This window comes from uncultured Dialister sp., from assembly GCA_900314595.1.
GTDB lineage: Bacteria > Bacillota > Negativicutes > Veillonellales > Dialisteraceae > Dialister.
Genome location: OMVW01000016.1, coordinates 19,837 through 35,302 on the forward strand (window position 1 = coordinate 19,837; position 15,466 = coordinate 35,302).

Consider the following 15,466-nt stretch of genomic DNA (forward strand, 5'->3'; position numbering starts at 1 on the left):
CACCTTCACGAATCACGAATCACGAACAACGAATCACGAAAATCGCAATTGACTCAAATCCTCAGAACGAAAGATGTATCAATTAAATCTCTAATCCACTATCCACCCCAAATACCTTCAGATGCCTGCTGAAGATGGATTCTCCCCGGTCATTGAAGTAGCCCAGGTATTCGGTGACTGTATTGTCCCCCGTCGGTTTTTCCGCGCTGGAGGAGCCATAGGCCGTCTTGTCGGCCAGGAACCGGCTGTCCATGGGCAGGAAGGCTGCGGAGAGGCCCTGGAGCATGGCTGCCGCAAAGGGATGGATTTCTTCCACGTCCACCGGTGTGCCGGAGGTGGAGACTGCATCGGTCAATATGGCATTGTTCGCCCTTCCTGCTTCGGTCCTTCCTTCGGTGATGGAGAATGGAACGGTGAAGAGGCTTTCTATTTCCAGATAGTCCAGGCAGCAGAGGAAAAGATAGAGGGACGTGAGATTTTCTTCGGCCACGTTGATTCGCCGAAGGTCTACGATATCCGACGGGATTTCATCGATGGCATCCGATGCTCCGCCGCAGAGGCAGGAGAAGACTTTCCAGCCGATGCTCTCCCATTCCGGTTCTGTCTTTGTGCATATTTCCTTCCAGATGCGGAAGATATCCCCCTGTTTGAGGAGGAGCGGTTTCTCCCCGCTGGGCGGAATGTGGAAATAGTGGGCCGACACCCGGGCCTTCGGATTCGGCTTTTCGATGAAGTTCACCGGAAGGCCTGCTTCTTCCAGCTTCGATTTCAGGTATACCGGAGGCACGCCCATATCGATGAGTCCGCCAATCAGCATATCCGGCGTGAGTTTCCCGTAACATTTGATAAAAAGTGCTTTCATTACTTCACGTCCTCTCTCTGGCGTCCTTTGCCCGGGCCGTCAACGGCCACTGCCACATCGGCAGTGCCAAAGGTTTTCATCTGGTTCAGCATATCGATGGCTGCATCCAGTACGGAAAGCCCCAGGGCGGAGCCATATCCTTCTGCTTCTGTGAAATCATAATGGAGGAACGCTTTCATGCCCATCTTCTGCATCTGCATCTGATGGACCGGTTCCTCATAATAAACCGATGGAAATACGAAATTTTTAATTTCCGGATACACGGTAACGGCTGCAAGGACCGCTGCTCCGGTCACTGCATTGTCAAAAACCACCATCATTCTGTTTTTGGCAGCTTCCACTACAAATCCGAAGAGGGCTGCAATTTCCGCCGAACCCACTTCCGCCAGATTCCCTACCGGATTTTCCGCAAAATTTCCTACTCCGTAGAGTTTCAGGGAAAAGCCTCCTTTGGCGGAAACTTTCATCAGATCTTCCTTCATGATGGAAGCTGTGACCGCCAGGGCGGAAAGGGGATACCGTTCCCCTATATTTCCAAGGCCTACGGCCTGGATGCCCTGTCCTGCCAGCGTTTTTGCCACGGACATGCCCAGGGTAATGGCCCCTTTCACTACTTCATCATCCATGGCCGGATGGCCGTGATGGGTACCGTGGATCATTTTTTTCGAAAGAATGCCTTCGATATCGGAAGTATCCTTTTCAAGACCTGCATCGATGAGGTAAACCGGTGCTTCCAGCTGACGGGCAATGACATTCACCGGCCCGTACCCCTGGGCCACCAGCTTCATTTCATCATGGGAGAGCTGGCCTTTCGTCTTGTTTTCACCATCTACCGCCGTATCTCCGCCGAAGATGACGATTGCCTTATTGAGGTAGGAAGGCTTCACTTCTCTTGTAATTCCGGCTATGCGGACTGCTATTTCCTCCAGTTTTCCCAGGGAATGAATCGGTTTGATGAGATTATCCACATAGAGCTGGCAGGCTTTCATGATATTTTCGTCAAGACTTGGGATATTCATGCTTTCACCCCCGCTTCCTCTTTTGTGGCGCATTCCCGGAATACGGAAAGGGCATAGTCAAACATTTTCGTCTGGATACCGGCGCCTATGGATTCTCCCAGGCGGAAATCCAGATCGATGTATTCGGTAAGTCCCAGGGCGGCCAGGGATTTCTTGTGTGCCTGTTCCAGGGACAGATGAGAAGCCATGAGGTATTTCACGGACAGCGGAGCGAGAGCCTTTGCGATAAAAGCGCTGGCCGTCGTATTGAATCCGTCAATGATGGTCATGGCATGGCCTGCGGCCGCTCCCAGAATGACTCCTGTCATGCAGCCGAATTCAAAGCCTCCCACTTTGGAGAGGACATCGATCCCGTCCTTCGGGTCCGGATGGTTCACGTCCATGGCCGTCTGCACCACTTCCACCTTGTGAAGAAGGCGTTCGTCGGAAATATTGGTGCCTCTTCCCGTGACTTCCGCTGCGTTCCAGTGGTTGAAAGTCCCCAGGATGCAGGCGGAAGAAGTGGTATTGGAAATACCCATTTCACCGATGGTAAAAACTTTATAACCTTCCGATACTTTCTGCTGCGCAATTTCAATGCCTGTCTCGATGGAGCGGATGGCTTCGCCCCTCGTCATGGCCGGTCCCTGTGTGATATCCTTCGTGCCCCAGGCAATTTTTCTGTTCAAAAGACCCTTCACCCTGGACATATCCGCATTGATGCCCATATCCACGACTACCATATCTGCCCCGCCATAATATGCCATAGCATTGGCAGCAGCTCCTTTTGTTTCACAATAGGCCCTTGTCATACCGATGGTCGTGGCCTGGGGATAGGCAGAAACGCCCTGCGCATAGACTCCGTGGTCTGCGCAGGCAATGACGGTGCAGCATTTGGGAATCGATGGTACTGCTTCTCCTGTAATCCCTGCAAACTGGGTCACCATGGCTTCCATTTTTCCCAGGTTCCCCATGCCCAGATACAGGTCCTGCCATCTCTGAGCGGCTTTTTCCATAGCCTCCTCATCCAGCGGCCGGATCGCATCCAGCGTCGTATCCAGTAAACCCATGAATTCCTCCTTATATTTTAGTTAGATTTATCTTAAATGTATAGTCACATACATATTTATTATATCATGAGTGAACGTTTCTATGGCCTGTATTCATCATTTTCAATAAACTTTTGTTTCGGGAAAATCGGGAATCACGGGAATACCGGGAGACTCGTGAAGGCGGGCGCCTGAAATCATATGGGCGCCTTTTATATTTTTAACTGCTCTCCTTTTGCAATTTTTACAAATAAAAACGAAAAGGGCATTTCATCCCCGTCTGTGCAAATTCCCCATATCAATTCGTGCCGCAGGAGCGCCACACCTTCCCGACAGCCCCGAAACAAAAGTCCTCCACCATCCAGCTGCCTTTCATTCAAAAAAACAATTCATAAAATGAATCCATAGTAACTATCTGAAACAAACAGTTGTCACTCAAAAAATAAGTTTTTATAATAAATATATACAGGATGGAGCCTCAGTACCCCGGCTTTCATCCAAAAAGGAGGTTCATCACATGGATTTCGAAAAAATTTATATCAATGGAGAATGGATTCCCGGCGCTTCGGGAAAATTCATCGAAGTGGAAAATCCGGCCACCCGCGAAATTTTCGCAAAAGTGCCCGCCGGAAATGAGGTGGACGTGGACAAGGCAGCCAGAGCGGCTCACGCGGCCCTTCCTGCCTGGGCAGCGCTGCCCCTTTCTTCCCGGATTGAGCTCATGGAAAAATGGCTTGAAATTTTCCGGTCCCGGGAAGAGGAACTCATCGATGTGACCATCAAGGAGCTGGGTTCTCCCTGGGCTTTCACAAAGTCTTCCCAGGTGGAATACCAGTACGTCCGCACCCGTTCCTATATCGATCTTGCGCCCACTGTGCCCATGATTGAAAAAATGGCCGCATCCACCACCTATCGCGAACCGGTAGGCGTCATCGGCTGCATTACTCCCTGGAACTATCCGCTGGGCCAGGTCATCCAGAAAATCGTCCCCGCCCTTCTCATGGGAAATACAGTCATCCTGAAGCCTTCCCAGCACACGCCCCTTTCTTCCTACTGGCTGGCTGATGCTTTTGAAAAGGCAGGTTTCCCGAAGGGCGTATTCAACCTCATCCCGGGAAGAGGCGGCGAAGTGGGCAATGCCCTTTCCACCCATCCCCTGGTGGATATGATTTCCTTCACCGGTTCCACCGCAGGCGGTGTGAAAGTAGGCAAGAGCGCCCTGGACTCTGTCAAGCACATCAGCCTGGAACTGGGCGGCAAATCGCCTTACGTCATCCTGCCCCTCCCAAGCCATGACTATTCTGTGCCGATTCACCTCTGCTTCAATTCCATTTTCCTCAATTCCGGGCAGACCTGCACCGCTTTCTCCCGTCTGCTGATTCCGGAAAGTGAAAAAGAAACCATCGAAAAGCAGCTGGTGGAAATAGCCAGAGAATACACCGTGGGCGACCCCACTGACCACAATGTAAAGCTGGGACCGGTTTCCTCCATGGCCCAGTACACAAAGATTTCTGATTATATTCAGAAAGGCATCGATGAAGGAGCCAAACTTCTCATCGGCGGCCTTCCGCCGGCTCCGGATCATGGGTACTACATCTATCCCACCATTTTTACCAATGTGGACAATTCCATGACCATCGCCCAGGATGAAATATTCGGACCGGTCCTCTGTGTCATTACTTATAAAGACGAAGAAGAAGCCCTTAAGATTGCCAATGACGTCCGTTACGGCCTGAACGCAGGAGTCTATGGACCGAAAGAAAAAGCTATTCAGCTGGCTCACGGCATCCAGGCAGGCAACGTTTATATCAATTCCAGCCCCAGAGATACGGCAGCTCCCTTTGGCGGCTATAAAGAAAGCGGCCTCGGCCGTGAAGGCGGAGTCTACGGGATGATCGAATTCACCCAGCAGAAAGCGCTTTTCGATACGGGGGATTGAGTATCATTTTACTCTGAACGATTTGGTTCATTTTTCTGTACCGTTCTTCGTTGTTCGTTATTCGTTGTTCGTGAAGATGGGCGCCGCAGGAAATTTGGAAGCGGCGCCCCTTTTATATATTTTATTTTTATTTCTATCAATCAGGAACATGATTTTGAAAAATGAAAAACAGCAGTGAAGGAATATTTTCTTTACTGCTGTTTTCTTTTTCGAAATGAATCGTTTTCTATTATCGCGCTTCTCCACCACGGACCACGATTTAACATTTCATCTATATTCGCATCCCACCACATGGTCGTTAATGACTCCAATTCCCTGGAGATAAGAATAGATAATCGTAGGTCCCACGAATTTGAAGCCCCTTTTCTTTAAATCTTTGCTGACTTTTTCCGAAAGTTCATCCTGAGCGGGCATGTCTTCTGCCCTTTCCAGGTGGTGGTCAATGATTTTTCCTTCGGTGAAGTGCCAGATGTAGGCGTCGAAGGAGCCCCATTCTTTCTGCACTGCCAGAAAGGCCTTTGCATTGGTGACGGCGGAAGAAATTTTATTTTTATTCCGGATGATTCCGGGATTATTCCGGAGTTCTTCCAGCTTTTCCTCACTATAGGCGGCCACTTTCACCGGGTCGAACTGATCGAAGGCTTTCCTGTAGGCTTCTTCCTTCATAAGGATGGTGGCCCAGGAGAGGCCTGCCTGGGCTCCTTCCAACATAAGCATGGCAAAAAGCTCCTGATCCTCGTGAACCGGTTTGCCCCAGCGGGTATCGTGGTACGTTTTATATTTTTCTGACAGTTCCGGCCGCATGGCGTCAAACCGCCAGTCGCATCGTCTGATTTCTTTCATAGGTCCTCACAAATCCCAGAGGACTTTCCCCGTTTCGATATCATAGAGAGCCCCTTGTACCATTGCATCTTTAAAAGCAGGATTTCCGTCGTGGACGAAAGTTTCTCTGATTTCTTTCACTCCTGCCTGTACGTTCAGGACACTCGCCTTCCTCTCATCTTTTTCGTTTCCTATGGCTTTCCTGATTTCATCCGTAATGAATCCCGTGTATCCATGAGCGCCGCCTGCCACGGCTGCCCCCACGGCCCCGCAGTGGGTATGGCCCAGAAGGACCACGAGCTTCGTGTGGAGATGGTCCACCGCATATTCGATAGACCCCAGCTGGTGGTCATCGAGCACGTTTCCAGCCACCCGGATCACGAAAAGTTCGCCAAGGCCTGCCGAAAAGATGACTTCCGGAATGACCCTGGAATCGGAGCAGGCGATCACTACCGCATAAGGCTTTTGGCCATTTTCCGTCAGTTCTTTTCTCATTTCTTTAGAAATATTTCCACGGAAATTCTTTCCGCCGGTATAGATTTCATTGCCTTCTTTCAGATAGTTCAGCGCCGTTTCTGCGTTCATAGGTCCTCCTCAAATGATCTGGAACAGGAAGAATTTCAGGTAATATGTCTCCGGCACGGTCAGAAGGATGGGATGGTCCGGCGCCTGCTGACGGCATTCGATCTGACGCAGCGTCACTCCCGCATCATGGGCCGCTTCTTTCAGCATCTGCAGGAAAAGTTCTTCTTTCATGAAATGGGAGCAGGAGCAGGTGGCCAGGTACCCTCCCCGGGGGAGGATCTTCATGGCCCGGTAGTTGATTTCCTTATATCCCTTGAAAGCAGAGTGGACGGTCTCACTGGATTTCGTAAAAGCCGGCGGGTCGAGGATGATATAGTCGAATTCATGGCTCTTCGTCCTGTCCAGATTGGTGAGGTAGTCAAAAACGTCCGCTTTCACTGCCCTGATGGAAAGGCCGTTGATTTCTCCGTTATGGGCAGCCATGTCCACTGCTTCCTGTGAAATATCGAGAGCTGTCACGGAAGATGCGCCTCCTCTGGCTGCGTTCAGCGCAAAAGCGCCGGTATGGGTGAAGCAGTCCAGCACATGCCTCTCTTTTGCAATCTGCGCCGCTGCCAGGCGGTTGTATTTCTGGTCCAGGAAAAAGCCTGTCTTCTGACCGTTTTCCACATCCACCGTATAACGGATCCCATTTTCTACGATATCCACTAAAGTCTTTTCTGCAGAAGGGTCCAGGAGGGACGACTGATAGAACCTTTTGTACTGCTCCATGCCTTCCAGTTCCCTGATTTTCACGTCATTTCTTTCATACACGCAGGAAACGGGAAGGTCCCTTTCCCGCAGCACTTCGATGAGCCCGTCCAGGAATTCCTTCTTATGCTTTTCCATACCCAGAGAAAGCACCTGCACCGAAAGGACATCCCCGAAGCGGTCTACGGTCAGTCCCGGCAGCTGGTCTGCTTCGCCAAAGACAAGGCGCATGCAGTCATAATCTTCTTTCCGCATCACCTGGAGACGGTAATCCACCGCATAGGCGGCCCGCCGCTTCCAGAAGGCTGCATCGAAATGATCGTTTGCATTGGTGGAGAAAAGACGCACCGTTATTTTCGACCGGAGATTAAAGAAACCAAAGCCCAGGAATTTCCCTTTGGTGGAAAGCACTCTGACTATATCTCCCGGGATTATTCCTTCTTCTATTTCTTTGATTCCCCCGTCAAAAATCCAGGGATGGCCGCCCTTCACGGCAAGCTCTGCCTGCTTTTTGATGATGACTGATTTCATTTCCATAATGGTCTCCTTCATAACGAATACTCTGCCTTTATTTTACCATACGGGGAAATACAGACGTTAGCAGTTGGTGGTTAGCAGATAGTTTGGTAAAGGGCCAATCGTTGTAACGCCGTCTTGCCAGGAAAACATGAACCGGAAGTAAACTGTCTCCCTTTCTGGTTAAGTTCAAAGAATTCCATTATAATAAAGAAAATGAAAGGAGTCTTCTATGAATCTACTGAAAAAAATCATCCTCATCCTTGTGATCATCGCCGCGGCTGCCGGCGGCTGGTATGAATTTTACTGGCGCGCCTCCCCTGCCTATGCGGCCGGAGAAATCCAGCAGGCCTTCCAGCATAAAGACCTGCAGAAATTCAAAGAGCGGGTGGATATGGACAAAGTCTATTCCTATGCCGTAGACGATACGGCGGCCTATATGAAAGAAGACGGAAGAAGCGAATACAAACTGGCCGCTTCCCTCCTCAAAATGCTGAAGAAACAGGCAGTGGAAGGACTTATAAAGGAAACGGAACGGCGCTTTACGGAAGAAGGAGAAAAAAATCCTTCCGGCAAGCCGGCGCAGATTGTGTACACAGCCCTGGGATCCGCTGCCATTTCCCTCACAGATATTGTAGACGTAAAGGAAGAAAACGGAAAAGCTTTCGTGAATGTGAAACTCCATGATAAAAAACTGGACAAAGACTTCACCTGGCGGGTGCAGCTCGAAAAAGACGTGAACGGCACCTGGACCGCAGTACGGGTCGTGAATCTTAAAGAATATCTGGCGGAGCGGAATGTGCTGAAAAAGTGAGAAGTAGTAAGTGGTAAGTACGTAGTGGTAAGTGATAAGTGAAAGATTGGCCGGCAAACCGGCCAATTTTTATATGGGGCCTTTGGCTCCTGTCAGAGCGCAGCCAAGGTAAAATCATATAAAAAAGCGGCGCTTCCAATAGATGATGCGCCGCACATTCACTTACCACTTATCACTTGTCTTTCAAATATTCCTGAAGCACCACTGCCTGGTTGTGTTCCGTGTCCTTTGCGCCAAAGAGGAGGGTCACGGGACCTTCTTTCAGCTTTTCCTGCACCAGATCGATGAAATGGGCCGTTTCTTCATTGGCGGAAAGTTCGGCCAGGTATTTTTCTTTAAATTCCTCATATTTTTCCGGTTCATGGTTGAACCATTTGCGAAGCTCCGGGGAGGGCGCGATATTTTTCTCCCAGACTCCCAGCTCCGCTTTCACTTTGGAAATCCCCCTTGGCCAGAGGCGGTCTGTTAAAATCCGAAATCCATCCTCTGCTGCCGGCGCTTCATAGACTCTTTTGATTCTGACGTCCATCGATAAGACCTTCTTTCTATTCCTATTGTAACACGAAGGGTAAAAGAATATGGAATATTTCATATTTCCTAATCAGCTGCCTTTCTGAATCCCCCTTTCCCTCATAGATTTTCGATGAAAATACAATGAGATAAAATTCCCCATAAAAAATGGGCCTGCTTCACAAATTGTGCAGGCCTACCTTCCCGAGTCCCCCGACACCCCCGGGACTCCCGATAACCCCGATTCAAAAGTCTTTTAAATCTTTTTATACATCAAAAAGAGCCGTGGAAAATGATTTCCACAGCTCTCTTTTATATTTTATTTCAATGATTCATCCGGAAGGATTACATCATTCCGCCCTGAGGCATCGGAGGCATAGCCGGTTTTTCTTCCGGGATATCGCCAACGATAGCTTCGGTGGTGAGGACCAGGGCAGCGATGGATGCAGCGTTCTGCAGTGCGCTTCTGGTAACCTTTGCCGGGTCAACGATGCCTACTGCCATCATATCTTCGTATTTGTCTTCAGCAGCATTGTAGCCGATTCCGTCGCCTGCTTCTTTGACTTTTTCAGCAACGATTGCGCCTTCCAGGCCTGCATTGTCGGCAATCTGGCGTACCGGAGCTTCGATAGCGTGACGGACGAGGTTTACACCGGTCTTTACATCGCCTTCCGCTTCGATGGAATCCAGTTTGTCCTGAATGTCCAGGAATGTGGTGCCGCCGCCTGCTACGATACCTTCTTCAACAGCTGCACGGGTAGCGTTCAGGGCATCTTCGATGCGGAGTCTCTTGTCTTTCATTTCAACTTCGGTTGCTGCGCCGACTTCGATGACTGCAATGCCGCCGGACAGTTTAGCCAGACGTTCCTGCAGTTTTTCTTTATCGAAAGTGGAGGAAGTTTCTTTATACTGTTCACGGATCTGTTCTACTCTTGCGTGGATCATCTGAGGATCGCCATTGCCGCCAACGATGGTTGTATTGTCTTTGGTAATGCGAACCTGATGGCAGGTGCCGAGGTCATCCAGGGTTGCGCTCTGGAGTTTGCGGCCCATATCGTCGGAAATGACATGGCCTCCGGTGAGGATAGCGATATCTTCGAGCATTGCTTTACGACGGTCGCCGAATCCCGGAGCTTTGACAGCTGCGCATTTCAGGGTGCCGCGGAGTCTGTTCACTACGAGGGTTGCCAGTGCTTCGCCTTCCACATCTTCAGCGACGATGAGAAGTTCCTTGCCACTGCGTGCTACCTGTTCAAGGAGCTGGAGCATATCCTGGAGCATATTGATCTTCTTGTCGGTCAGAAGGATGAATGGGTTTTCCATGACACATTCCATCTTGTCCGGATCGGTAACCATGTATGGGGAGAGGTAGCCGCGGTCAAACTGCATGCCTTCTACGATCTTCAGGCTGGTGCCCATGGTCTTGGAATCTTCAACGGTGATAACTCCGTCGTTGCCGACTTTTTCCATAGCGTCAGCGATGAGTCCGCCGATGGTCTTGTCTGCGGAGGAAATGGAAGCTACCTGGGCGATAGCTGCTTTGGTCTGAACCGGAACAGCTTTCTTCTTGATTTCTTCAACGAGGACTTCTACTGCCTTTTCAATGCCCTTCTTCAGGACCATCGGGTTTGCACCGGCAGCAACGTTTCTCATGCCTTCATGAATCATGGACTGAGCCAGAAGGGTAGCGGTGGTGGTGCCGTCGCCTGCTACATCGTTGGTCTTGGTAGCTACTTCTTTAACGAGCTGGGCACCCATATTTTCAAATGGATCCTTCAGTTCGATTTCACGGGCAATGGAAACACCGTCGTTAACGATATTCGGAGCTCCGAATTTCTTGTCAAGAACTACGTTGCGGCCTTTCGGTCCAAGGGTAATCTTTACTGCATTTGCCAGCTGGTCAACGCCTTTCAGCAGGGCTGCGCGGGCTTCTTCATTATAAAGAACTTTCTTTGCCATTTATGTCACTCCTATTAATAAAAATCAGTCAAGAATTGCGAGCAGGTCTCTGGAACTTAAGAGCAGGTATTTTTCACCGTCGCCCTGGTCGATATCTGCACCGGTATATTTATCGAAAATCACATGGTCGCCGACTTTGACGTCGAAGCCCTGACGAGTGCCGTTGTCCAGTACTTTGCCTGTGCCGAGAGCAACTACGATGCCTCTCTGCTGTTTCTTCTGTGCTGTATCCGGGATCAGGATGCCGCCTCTGGTCTGTGTTTCTTCTGCGTCAACTCTAACAAGAATGCGATCTGCCAATGGTTTTAACATGTTTATTCCTCCTTTTGCTATTAGCACTCACTAGCATTGAGTGCTAACTTACGTTTTATATAATAACCGCTTTTGTCCATAAATGCAAGGGGAATTTGCAAAAAAATGAGAAATTTTTGAAATGGCGGAAATATTTGTATATCCTGATACAGGAAGGAAGCGGAAAGATAATAGACTTTTGAATCGAGGTGGTCGGGGTGGTCGGGGTGGTCGGGAAGGTGTGCCGCTTTCGCGGCACGAGTTTTATATGGGGAATGTGCACAGACGGATTATTAGAGTTATTTGTCAATTTTACGTTCAAGTCAATTTCGATTATCGGATTGCGGATTTGGGATTGAGGATTTCGGGAAGGATATGGTTTCCTGCGGAAACCAATTTTCATAATGCACTTCGCGCGCGGGTCTGCAGCCCGCGACAGAGAATCTGAAGGATATTTGCAAATAATTATAAATTCAATGGAATTTCAAACTCCTCCTGTCTATAATCCCCATAAATAATCGGCGCCCATCAGGGCGCCACATTCCCGCATTCCGCAATCCGAAATCCCCCATCCGAACAGACAAAAAGAAAAAGACCGATTGTTTGCACAATCGGTCTTTTATGATTCAATTATCTTTCCTGTACCACATTTTCGCCGATGATGCGTACATCGAGCGGTACATGAACGCCGTATTTGTCCATAATGCGGTTCTGTACTTCATGGAGGACCTGGAGGATTTCAAAGCAGGTGGCTTTGCCGTTATTGACGACGAAGTCCGGATGCTTGGTGGATACCTGGGCATCGCCGATGGAGAATCCGATGAGTCCGCATTCTTTGATCATGGGGCCCACATGGTATCCCGGCGGACGGAGGTACATGGTGCCGGCGCTTCGTTTTTCCAGCGGCTGCTTGGTGCGTCTGGAAATCTGGTGCTCCTGCATTTCTCTCTTGATTTCATCTTCATTGCCTTTGGAGAGGTGAAGTTTGGCGCCTACGATGATATCTCCATTGTGCATGAAAATGGAATCGGAATCGCCATAGTGAAGGTCATCCCAGCCATAGGTACGTTCTTCCGTACCGTCTCTGGAAATGGTATATACTTCTTCCACTACTTTTTTCATCTGGCTGCCGTAACCGTTTGCATTCATGAATACTGCGCCGCAGATGGTGCCGGGAATGCCGACGGCCCATTCAAAGCCTTTCAGGCTGTTTTTCTGGGCAAAGCGGGAAACCGTACCGGTTCCGACGCCGCCGAGAGCGGTAATCCAGGTATCATGGCAGGCCATTTCCTGTTTGAGACGGGTGGTGCAGATGGTAATGCCCCGGATGCCCAGGTCGCTGACAAGGCAGTTCGAACCGCCGCCGATCAGGGTGGTGCCGACGCCTTCTTTGTGCGCTTTGGCCAGGACTTTTTTCAGTTCACCCCAGGTTTTCGGCATAACGAAGCAGTCAGCCGGTCCGCCAATGCCATAAGTGGTGTGGCGGCTCATAGGTTCATTGAGTTTGTAATCCCGTTCTTCCAGGATTCCGTCGAAAAATGATTTCCAGTCTGTCATGGTTTATCCAGTCCCAATACATCCATACCCTGCGCCATTGCATCGGAGACGATCTTCTGCAAATCCGCAGCTACCTGATTCCAGCGGATAAATGCCTGGAGATATTCCCTGGCATTGCCGTTATTGCTGATGAGGATGGCCAGGTCCTGGAGATGTTTGTAAGTTTCCTCATCTTCCTTCTGTCCGGCCAGTTTTGCGTAATCAGCTTTCATCTGGGCCATGATGTATTCTTTCACCATTTTTTTTGCTTCCTCATCGCCCTTGATAACTTCAGCTGCCGCGGTGAGTCGTTTCATCTCATCGCTGTCCTTGATGGCTCTCGCCAAATCATACGCTGCATCATACGTATTCATGAGCGCTATGTCCTCCTTTGAATAACCGTCCGCTTTCCTTCAGGAGATGGCGGAATCCGGTCTGTCTTAATGCTTCCATGGCCACAATGGCAACGGCATTGGATAAATTGAGTGAACGGGCTTCTTCAATCATGGGGATGCGGATGCAGTCCTCTTCATGAGCAAGGAGCATCTTCTCCGGAAGCCCTTTTGTTTCCTTGCCAAATACCAGCACATCATCCGGCCTGAACTGAACGTCCGTGTAAGCCTTCCGTGCCTTGGTGGTATTGTAATAGAAATGGCAGCCCTTGAGCATCGTCTCTACAGAAGCAAAGTCCGGATGAATGTGGACTTCCAGCATATCCCAGTAGTCCAGCCCCGCCCGCTTCAGGTGCTTGTCATCGATGGAAAAGCCCAGAGGCTCCACCAGATGAAGAGTGAGGTGCTCGGCTGCGCAAAGTCTGGAAATATTTCCCGTATTCCCCGGAATCTCCGGCTCCACAAGAACGATGTGCATAAATCCCTCTTCCTTTAGAAATAACTGCCATACCGGTCACGATACCGGTCAGTCTGCTCCTTTCCTTCATAAGCCCTGAAAGTCTTCGGCTTCTGGCCCTTGTAGGAAATCTGGTAGATAGGACCGGGATCAAGCCCGTTTACGGGAATGCGGTAGATATTGTAATGGAATCCGTCACTTTTCTGCGGAATGGGCAGTCCAGTGGCTTCCACTCCCCCGTTAAAAGTGAAATCGGATTTGTAATCAGGAGACATGAAATTGTCCGGATGGAGCTCCTCCTTTGTCAGAGGCTCTGCCATCTCCACTTCCACTGTCAATTCATCAACGACGAAAACGTGCCTGATTTTATTGGCTGCTGAAACCGGCATCGCAAGGCCCAGGGTCAGAAGGCAAGCCGGTATGACGTATTTATATTTCATAGTTCCTCGCCTGAAATGGTAAAAACAGTCCCCTCCCAGCACTTACACTATATTCTATCACATTTGGCGATGATGTACTTAGAAAATATTGTTAGAGAGTTATGACTTTAAGTTATAGACAGGTCGGCTATCTCAGGATGGAAAACTTTTATAATGATCAGCTTTTGTTTCGGGAATATCGGGAATGACGGGAAAATCGGGGCTGTCGGGAAGGTGGCGCCGCTAATGCGGCGCTGATTATTGATGGGGAATGTGCACAGGCGGGTATAAAGTCCCTGTGATGCAATCTGACTGCAAAAAGTGGTCATTATACTTTTTCACCGGCCCGAAGGGCCATATATAAGATTGGTTCCCGCAGGGAACCATATCCTTCCCGGGCTTCCCGAAATGACCCCCGATTTCCCCGACATCCCCGATTCAAAAGCTTCCCGAATTGATGATCTGCCAAGTTCTCCCAAAATAAAACACAATAAAAAAACTGCAGCACGCTGCAGTTTTCTTATGAAAATCATTATTTTCTTTCTTTAATTCTAGCTGCTTTACCGGACAGGCCGCGGAGATAGAACAGTTTAGCGCGGCGAACGATACCGTGGCGCTTTACTTCAATCTTGTCCAGACGCGGGGAATGAACCAGGAAAGTTCTTTCAACGCCTACGCCGTAGGAAATACGACGAACGGTGAAAGTTTCTCTGACGCCGGCATTTCTTCTGGCGATAACGACGCCTTCAAATACCTGAATACGTTCAGTCTTGCCTTCAACGACCTTTACGTGGACTCTTACAGTGTCCCCCGGGCGGAATGCAGGAATGTCCTTGCGGAGCTGTTCATTTTCCAGTGTTTCGATAATATTCACGATCTTTTCCTCCTTCTCACAAGACATTCATGCCGATCGCTTTTGGCAGAGGACTGTCCAGACTAACAGTACTATTGTATCATGGAATCGCCTGAATGGCAATCTAAAAGCACGATACAGTTGCTGAATGCTTGACTATTGTATCACATGGAGACAGGCAGGGCAAGGACTTTTTTGTAAAAAATGGTGAGAAAATTTTCAGGTATCCCTTTGAAGAATAACCGGTGCCGGGGAGCGGAAATCAGGGATAATAGATAATGATTAATAGCCTTGATTCCGGAAGGAAACTGTCTTGTACAAAAACTTTTCATTGGGGTTAATGGTTAATCGTTGAAAACTTTCACCCGGTAAGGAAACCGGCTATCGAAAAAGCCGTACATTGAGGTTAATGGTTAATGTCCCAAAAGCTTTCTTCCGAAAGGAAACTGTCTTGTAGAAAACTTTTCATTGGGGTTAATGGTTAATATCCCAAAAGCTTTCTTCCGAAAGGAAACTATCCTGTACAAAAACTTTTCATTGGGGTTAATGGTTAATAAAGCTGCCTGCGCAAATCCCCCATATATGCTTGCGGCGCATCAGCGCCGCCTCCGCCCCTTATCCCTTACCTCTTTCCCCTTTTCCCCATTCTTTCCGGCTCGCCTGTGCAAAGTCCCAATAAAAAAATCGGCGCTGCCTCAGCAGCGCCACCTTCCCGATCACCCCGATCATCCCGACCGCCCCGAAATCTCGAAAAAGAATCTATCGGGGCATGTC

The 15,466-nt window shown here is 49.3% G+C and carries 17 protein-coding genes; 3 read left to right on the forward strand and 14 right to left on the reverse strand.

From position 1 onward, the window contains the following. Window positions 1-82 precede the first annotated feature (82 nt). From larC to cobT, 3 genes are read right to left on the reverse strand one after another with little or no spacing between them, the layout of a single operon-like run. A complete protein-coding gene (gene larC / locus QZN42_RS05730; RefSeq protein WP_296955151.1) occupies window positions 83-862 on the reverse strand; it encodes a nickel insertion protein in 780 nt (259 codons plus the stop codon). Further along, complete coding sequence (locus QZN42_RS05735) at window positions 862-1,881, reverse strand: nicotinate-nucleotide--dimethylbenzimidazole phosphoribosyltransferase (protein WP_296955153.1); 1,020 nt, start codon at window positions 1,879-1,881, stop codon at window positions 862-864. The genes larC and QZN42_RS05735 overlap by 1 nt, the downstream gene beginning before the upstream one ends. Further along, complete coding sequence (gene cobT / locus QZN42_RS05740) at window positions 1,878-2,930, reverse strand: nicotinate-nucleotide--dimethylbenzimidazole phosphoribosyltransferase (RefSeq protein WP_296955157.1); 1,053 nt, start codon at window positions 2,928-2,930, stop codon at window positions 1,878-1,880. Before cobT ends, QZN42_RS05735 begins: the two co-directional genes overlap by 4 nt. Window positions 2,931-3,426: 496 nt before the next feature. On the opposite strand from cobT, the gene QZN42_RS05745 reads away from it, so the two are divergent. Beyond that, a complete protein-coding gene (locus QZN42_RS05745) occupies window positions 3,427-4,848 on the forward strand; it encodes an aldehyde dehydrogenase family protein (RefSeq protein WP_296955160.1) in 1,422 nt (473 codons plus the stop codon). A gap of 267 nt (window positions 4,849-5,115) precedes the next feature. Here QZN42_RS05745 and QZN42_RS05750 read toward each other — a convergent pair whose 3' ends face one another. The 3 genes from QZN42_RS05750 to QZN42_RS05760 are packed head-to-tail and all read right to left on the reverse strand — an operon-like array spanning window position 5,116 to window position 7,476. Then, complete coding sequence (locus QZN42_RS05750) at window positions 5,116-5,691, reverse strand: DNA-3-methyladenine glycosylase I (RefSeq protein WP_296955163.1); 576 nt, start codon at window positions 5,689-5,691, stop codon at window positions 5,116-5,118. A 6-nt stretch (window positions 5,692-5,697) separates the two neighbouring features. Continuing rightward, the gene (locus QZN42_RS05755) at window positions 5,698-6,255 is read right to left on the reverse strand and encodes a carbonic anhydrase (protein WP_296955165.1); all 558 of its coding nucleotides are present in this window, start codon (window positions 6,253-6,255) and stop codon (window positions 5,698-5,700) included. A gap of 9 nt (window positions 6,256-6,264) precedes the next feature. Further along, complete coding sequence (locus QZN42_RS05760; protein ID WP_296955198.1) at window positions 6,265-7,476, reverse strand: class I SAM-dependent rRNA methyltransferase; 1,212 nt, start codon at window positions 7,474-7,476, stop codon at window positions 6,265-6,267. Window positions 7,477-7,693: 217 nt separating this feature from the next. On the opposite strand from QZN42_RS05760, the gene QZN42_RS05765 reads away from it, so the two are divergent. After that, window positions 7,694-8,275 (forward strand): DUF2939 domain-containing protein, encoded by a 582-nt coding sequence (locus tag QZN42_RS05765; RefSeq protein WP_296955168.1) that lies wholly within the window; start codon window positions 7,694-7,696, stop codon window positions 8,273-8,275. Between the two features lie 172 nt (window positions 8,276-8,447). Here the strand turns inward: QZN42_RS05765 and QZN42_RS05770 are convergent, their stop codons facing one another. The 8 genes from QZN42_RS05770 to rplS all read right to left on the reverse strand — a co-directional run bounded on the left by QZN42_RS05770 (window position 8,448) and on the right by rplS (window position 14,713). Continuing rightward, the gene (locus QZN42_RS05770) at window positions 8,448-8,804 is read right to left on the reverse strand and encodes a DUF488 domain-containing protein (RefSeq protein ID WP_296955171.1); all 357 of its coding nucleotides are present in this window, start codon (window positions 8,802-8,804) and stop codon (window positions 8,448-8,450) included. A 326-nt stretch (window positions 8,805-9,130) separates the two neighbouring features. Next, window positions 9,131-10,744, reverse strand: coding sequence for a chaperonin GroEL (gene groL / locus QZN42_RS05775; RefSeq protein ID WP_296955175.1), 1,614 nt, complete (start codon window positions 10,742-10,744; stop codon window positions 9,131-9,133). Between the two features lie 24 nt (window positions 10,745-10,768). Continuing rightward, entirely contained in the window at window positions 10,769-11,056 is a 288-nt protein-coding gene (locus QZN42_RS05780) for a co-chaperone GroES (RefSeq protein ID WP_296955180.1), read from the reverse strand. A gap of 609 nt (window positions 11,057-11,665) precedes the next feature. Then, a complete protein-coding gene (gene murB / locus QZN42_RS05785) occupies window positions 11,666-12,592 on the reverse strand; it encodes a UDP-N-acetylmuramate dehydrogenase (protein WP_296955183.1) in 927 nt (308 codons plus the stop codon). Next, complete coding sequence (locus tag QZN42_RS05790) at window positions 12,589-12,945, reverse strand: YlbF family regulator (RefSeq protein WP_296955188.1); 357 nt, start codon at window positions 12,943-12,945, stop codon at window positions 12,589-12,591. The genes murB and QZN42_RS05790 overlap by 4 nt, the downstream gene beginning before the upstream one ends. Continuing rightward, a complete protein-coding gene (locus tag QZN42_RS05795) occupies window positions 12,932-13,441 on the reverse strand; it encodes a tRNA (cytidine(34)-2'-O)-methyltransferase (protein WP_296955190.1) in 510 nt (169 codons plus the stop codon). The genes QZN42_RS05790 and QZN42_RS05795 overlap by 14 nt, the downstream gene beginning before the upstream one ends. Window positions 13,442-13,455: 14 nt before the next feature. After that, window positions 13,456-13,860 (reverse strand): hypothetical protein, encoded by a 405-nt coding sequence (locus tag QZN42_RS05800; protein ID WP_296955192.1) that lies wholly within the window; start codon window positions 13,858-13,860, stop codon window positions 13,456-13,458. A gap of 511 nt (window positions 13,861-14,371) precedes the next feature. Next, on the reverse strand, window positions 14,372-14,713 hold the full coding sequence (rplS, locus tag QZN42_RS05805) for a 50S ribosomal protein L19 (protein ID WP_363916346.1): 342 nt from the start codon (window positions 14,711-14,713) through the stop codon (window positions 14,372-14,374). Window positions 14,714-15,169: 456 nt separating this feature from the next. Here rplS and QZN42_RS05810 point away from each other — a divergent pair. Next, the coding region (locus QZN42_RS05810) for a hypothetical protein (RefSeq protein ID WP_296955195.1) at window positions 15,170-15,466 on the forward strand (297 nt) is incomplete at its 3' end.

Coding starts and splice junctions, on each gene's coding strand:
- larC (WP_296955151.1), bottom strand. CDS start 862: ATGAAAGCACTTTTTATCAAATGTTACGGGAAACTCACGCCGGATATG.
- QZN42_RS05735 (WP_296955153.1), bottom strand. CDS start 1,881: ATGAATATCCCAAGTCTTGACGAAAATATCATGAAAGCCTGCCAGCTC.
- cobT (WP_296955157.1), bottom strand. CDS start 2,930: ATGGGTTTACTGGATACGACGCTGGATGCGATCCGGCCGCTGGATGAG.
- QZN42_RS05745 (WP_296955160.1), top strand. CDS start 3,427: ATGGATTTCGAAAAAATTTATATCAATGGAGAATGGATTCCCGGCGCT.
- QZN42_RS05750 (WP_296955163.1), bottom strand. CDS start 5,691: ATGAAAGAAATCAGACGATGCGACTGGCGGTTTGACGCCATGCGGCCG.
- QZN42_RS05755 (WP_296955165.1), bottom strand. CDS start 6,255: ATGAACGCAGAAACGGCGCTGAACTATCTGAAAGAAGGCAATGAAATC.
- QZN42_RS05760 (WP_296955198.1), bottom strand. CDS start 7,476: ATGAAATCAGTCATCATCAAAAAGCAGGCAGAGCTTGCCGTGAAGGGC.
- QZN42_RS05765 (WP_296955168.1), top strand. CDS start 7,694: ATGAATCTACTGAAAAAAATCATCCTCATCCTTGTGATCATCGCCGCG.
- QZN42_RS05770 (WP_296955171.1), bottom strand. CDS start 8,804: ATGGACGTCAGAATCAAAAGAGTCTATGAAGCGCCGGCAGCAGAGGAT.
- groL (WP_296955175.1), bottom strand. CDS start 10,744: ATGGCAAAGAAAGTTCTTTATAATGAAGAAGCCCGCGCAGCCCTGCTG.
- QZN42_RS05780 (WP_296955180.1), bottom strand. CDS start 11,056: ATGTTAAAACCATTGGCAGATCGCATTCTTGTTAGAGTTGACGCAGAA.
- murB (WP_296955183.1), bottom strand. CDS start 12,592: ATGACAGACTGGAAATCATTTTTCGACGGAATCCTGGAAGAACGGGAT.
- QZN42_RS05790 (WP_296955188.1), bottom strand. CDS start 12,945: ATGAATACGTATGATGCAGCGTATGATTTGGCGAGAGCCATCAAGGAC.
- QZN42_RS05795 (WP_296955190.1), bottom strand. CDS start 13,441: ATGCACATCGTTCTTGTGGAGCCGGAGATTCCGGGGAATACGGGAAAT.
- QZN42_RS05800 (WP_296955192.1), bottom strand. CDS start 13,860: ATGAAATATAAATACGTCATACCGGCTTGCCTTCTGACCCTGGGCCTT.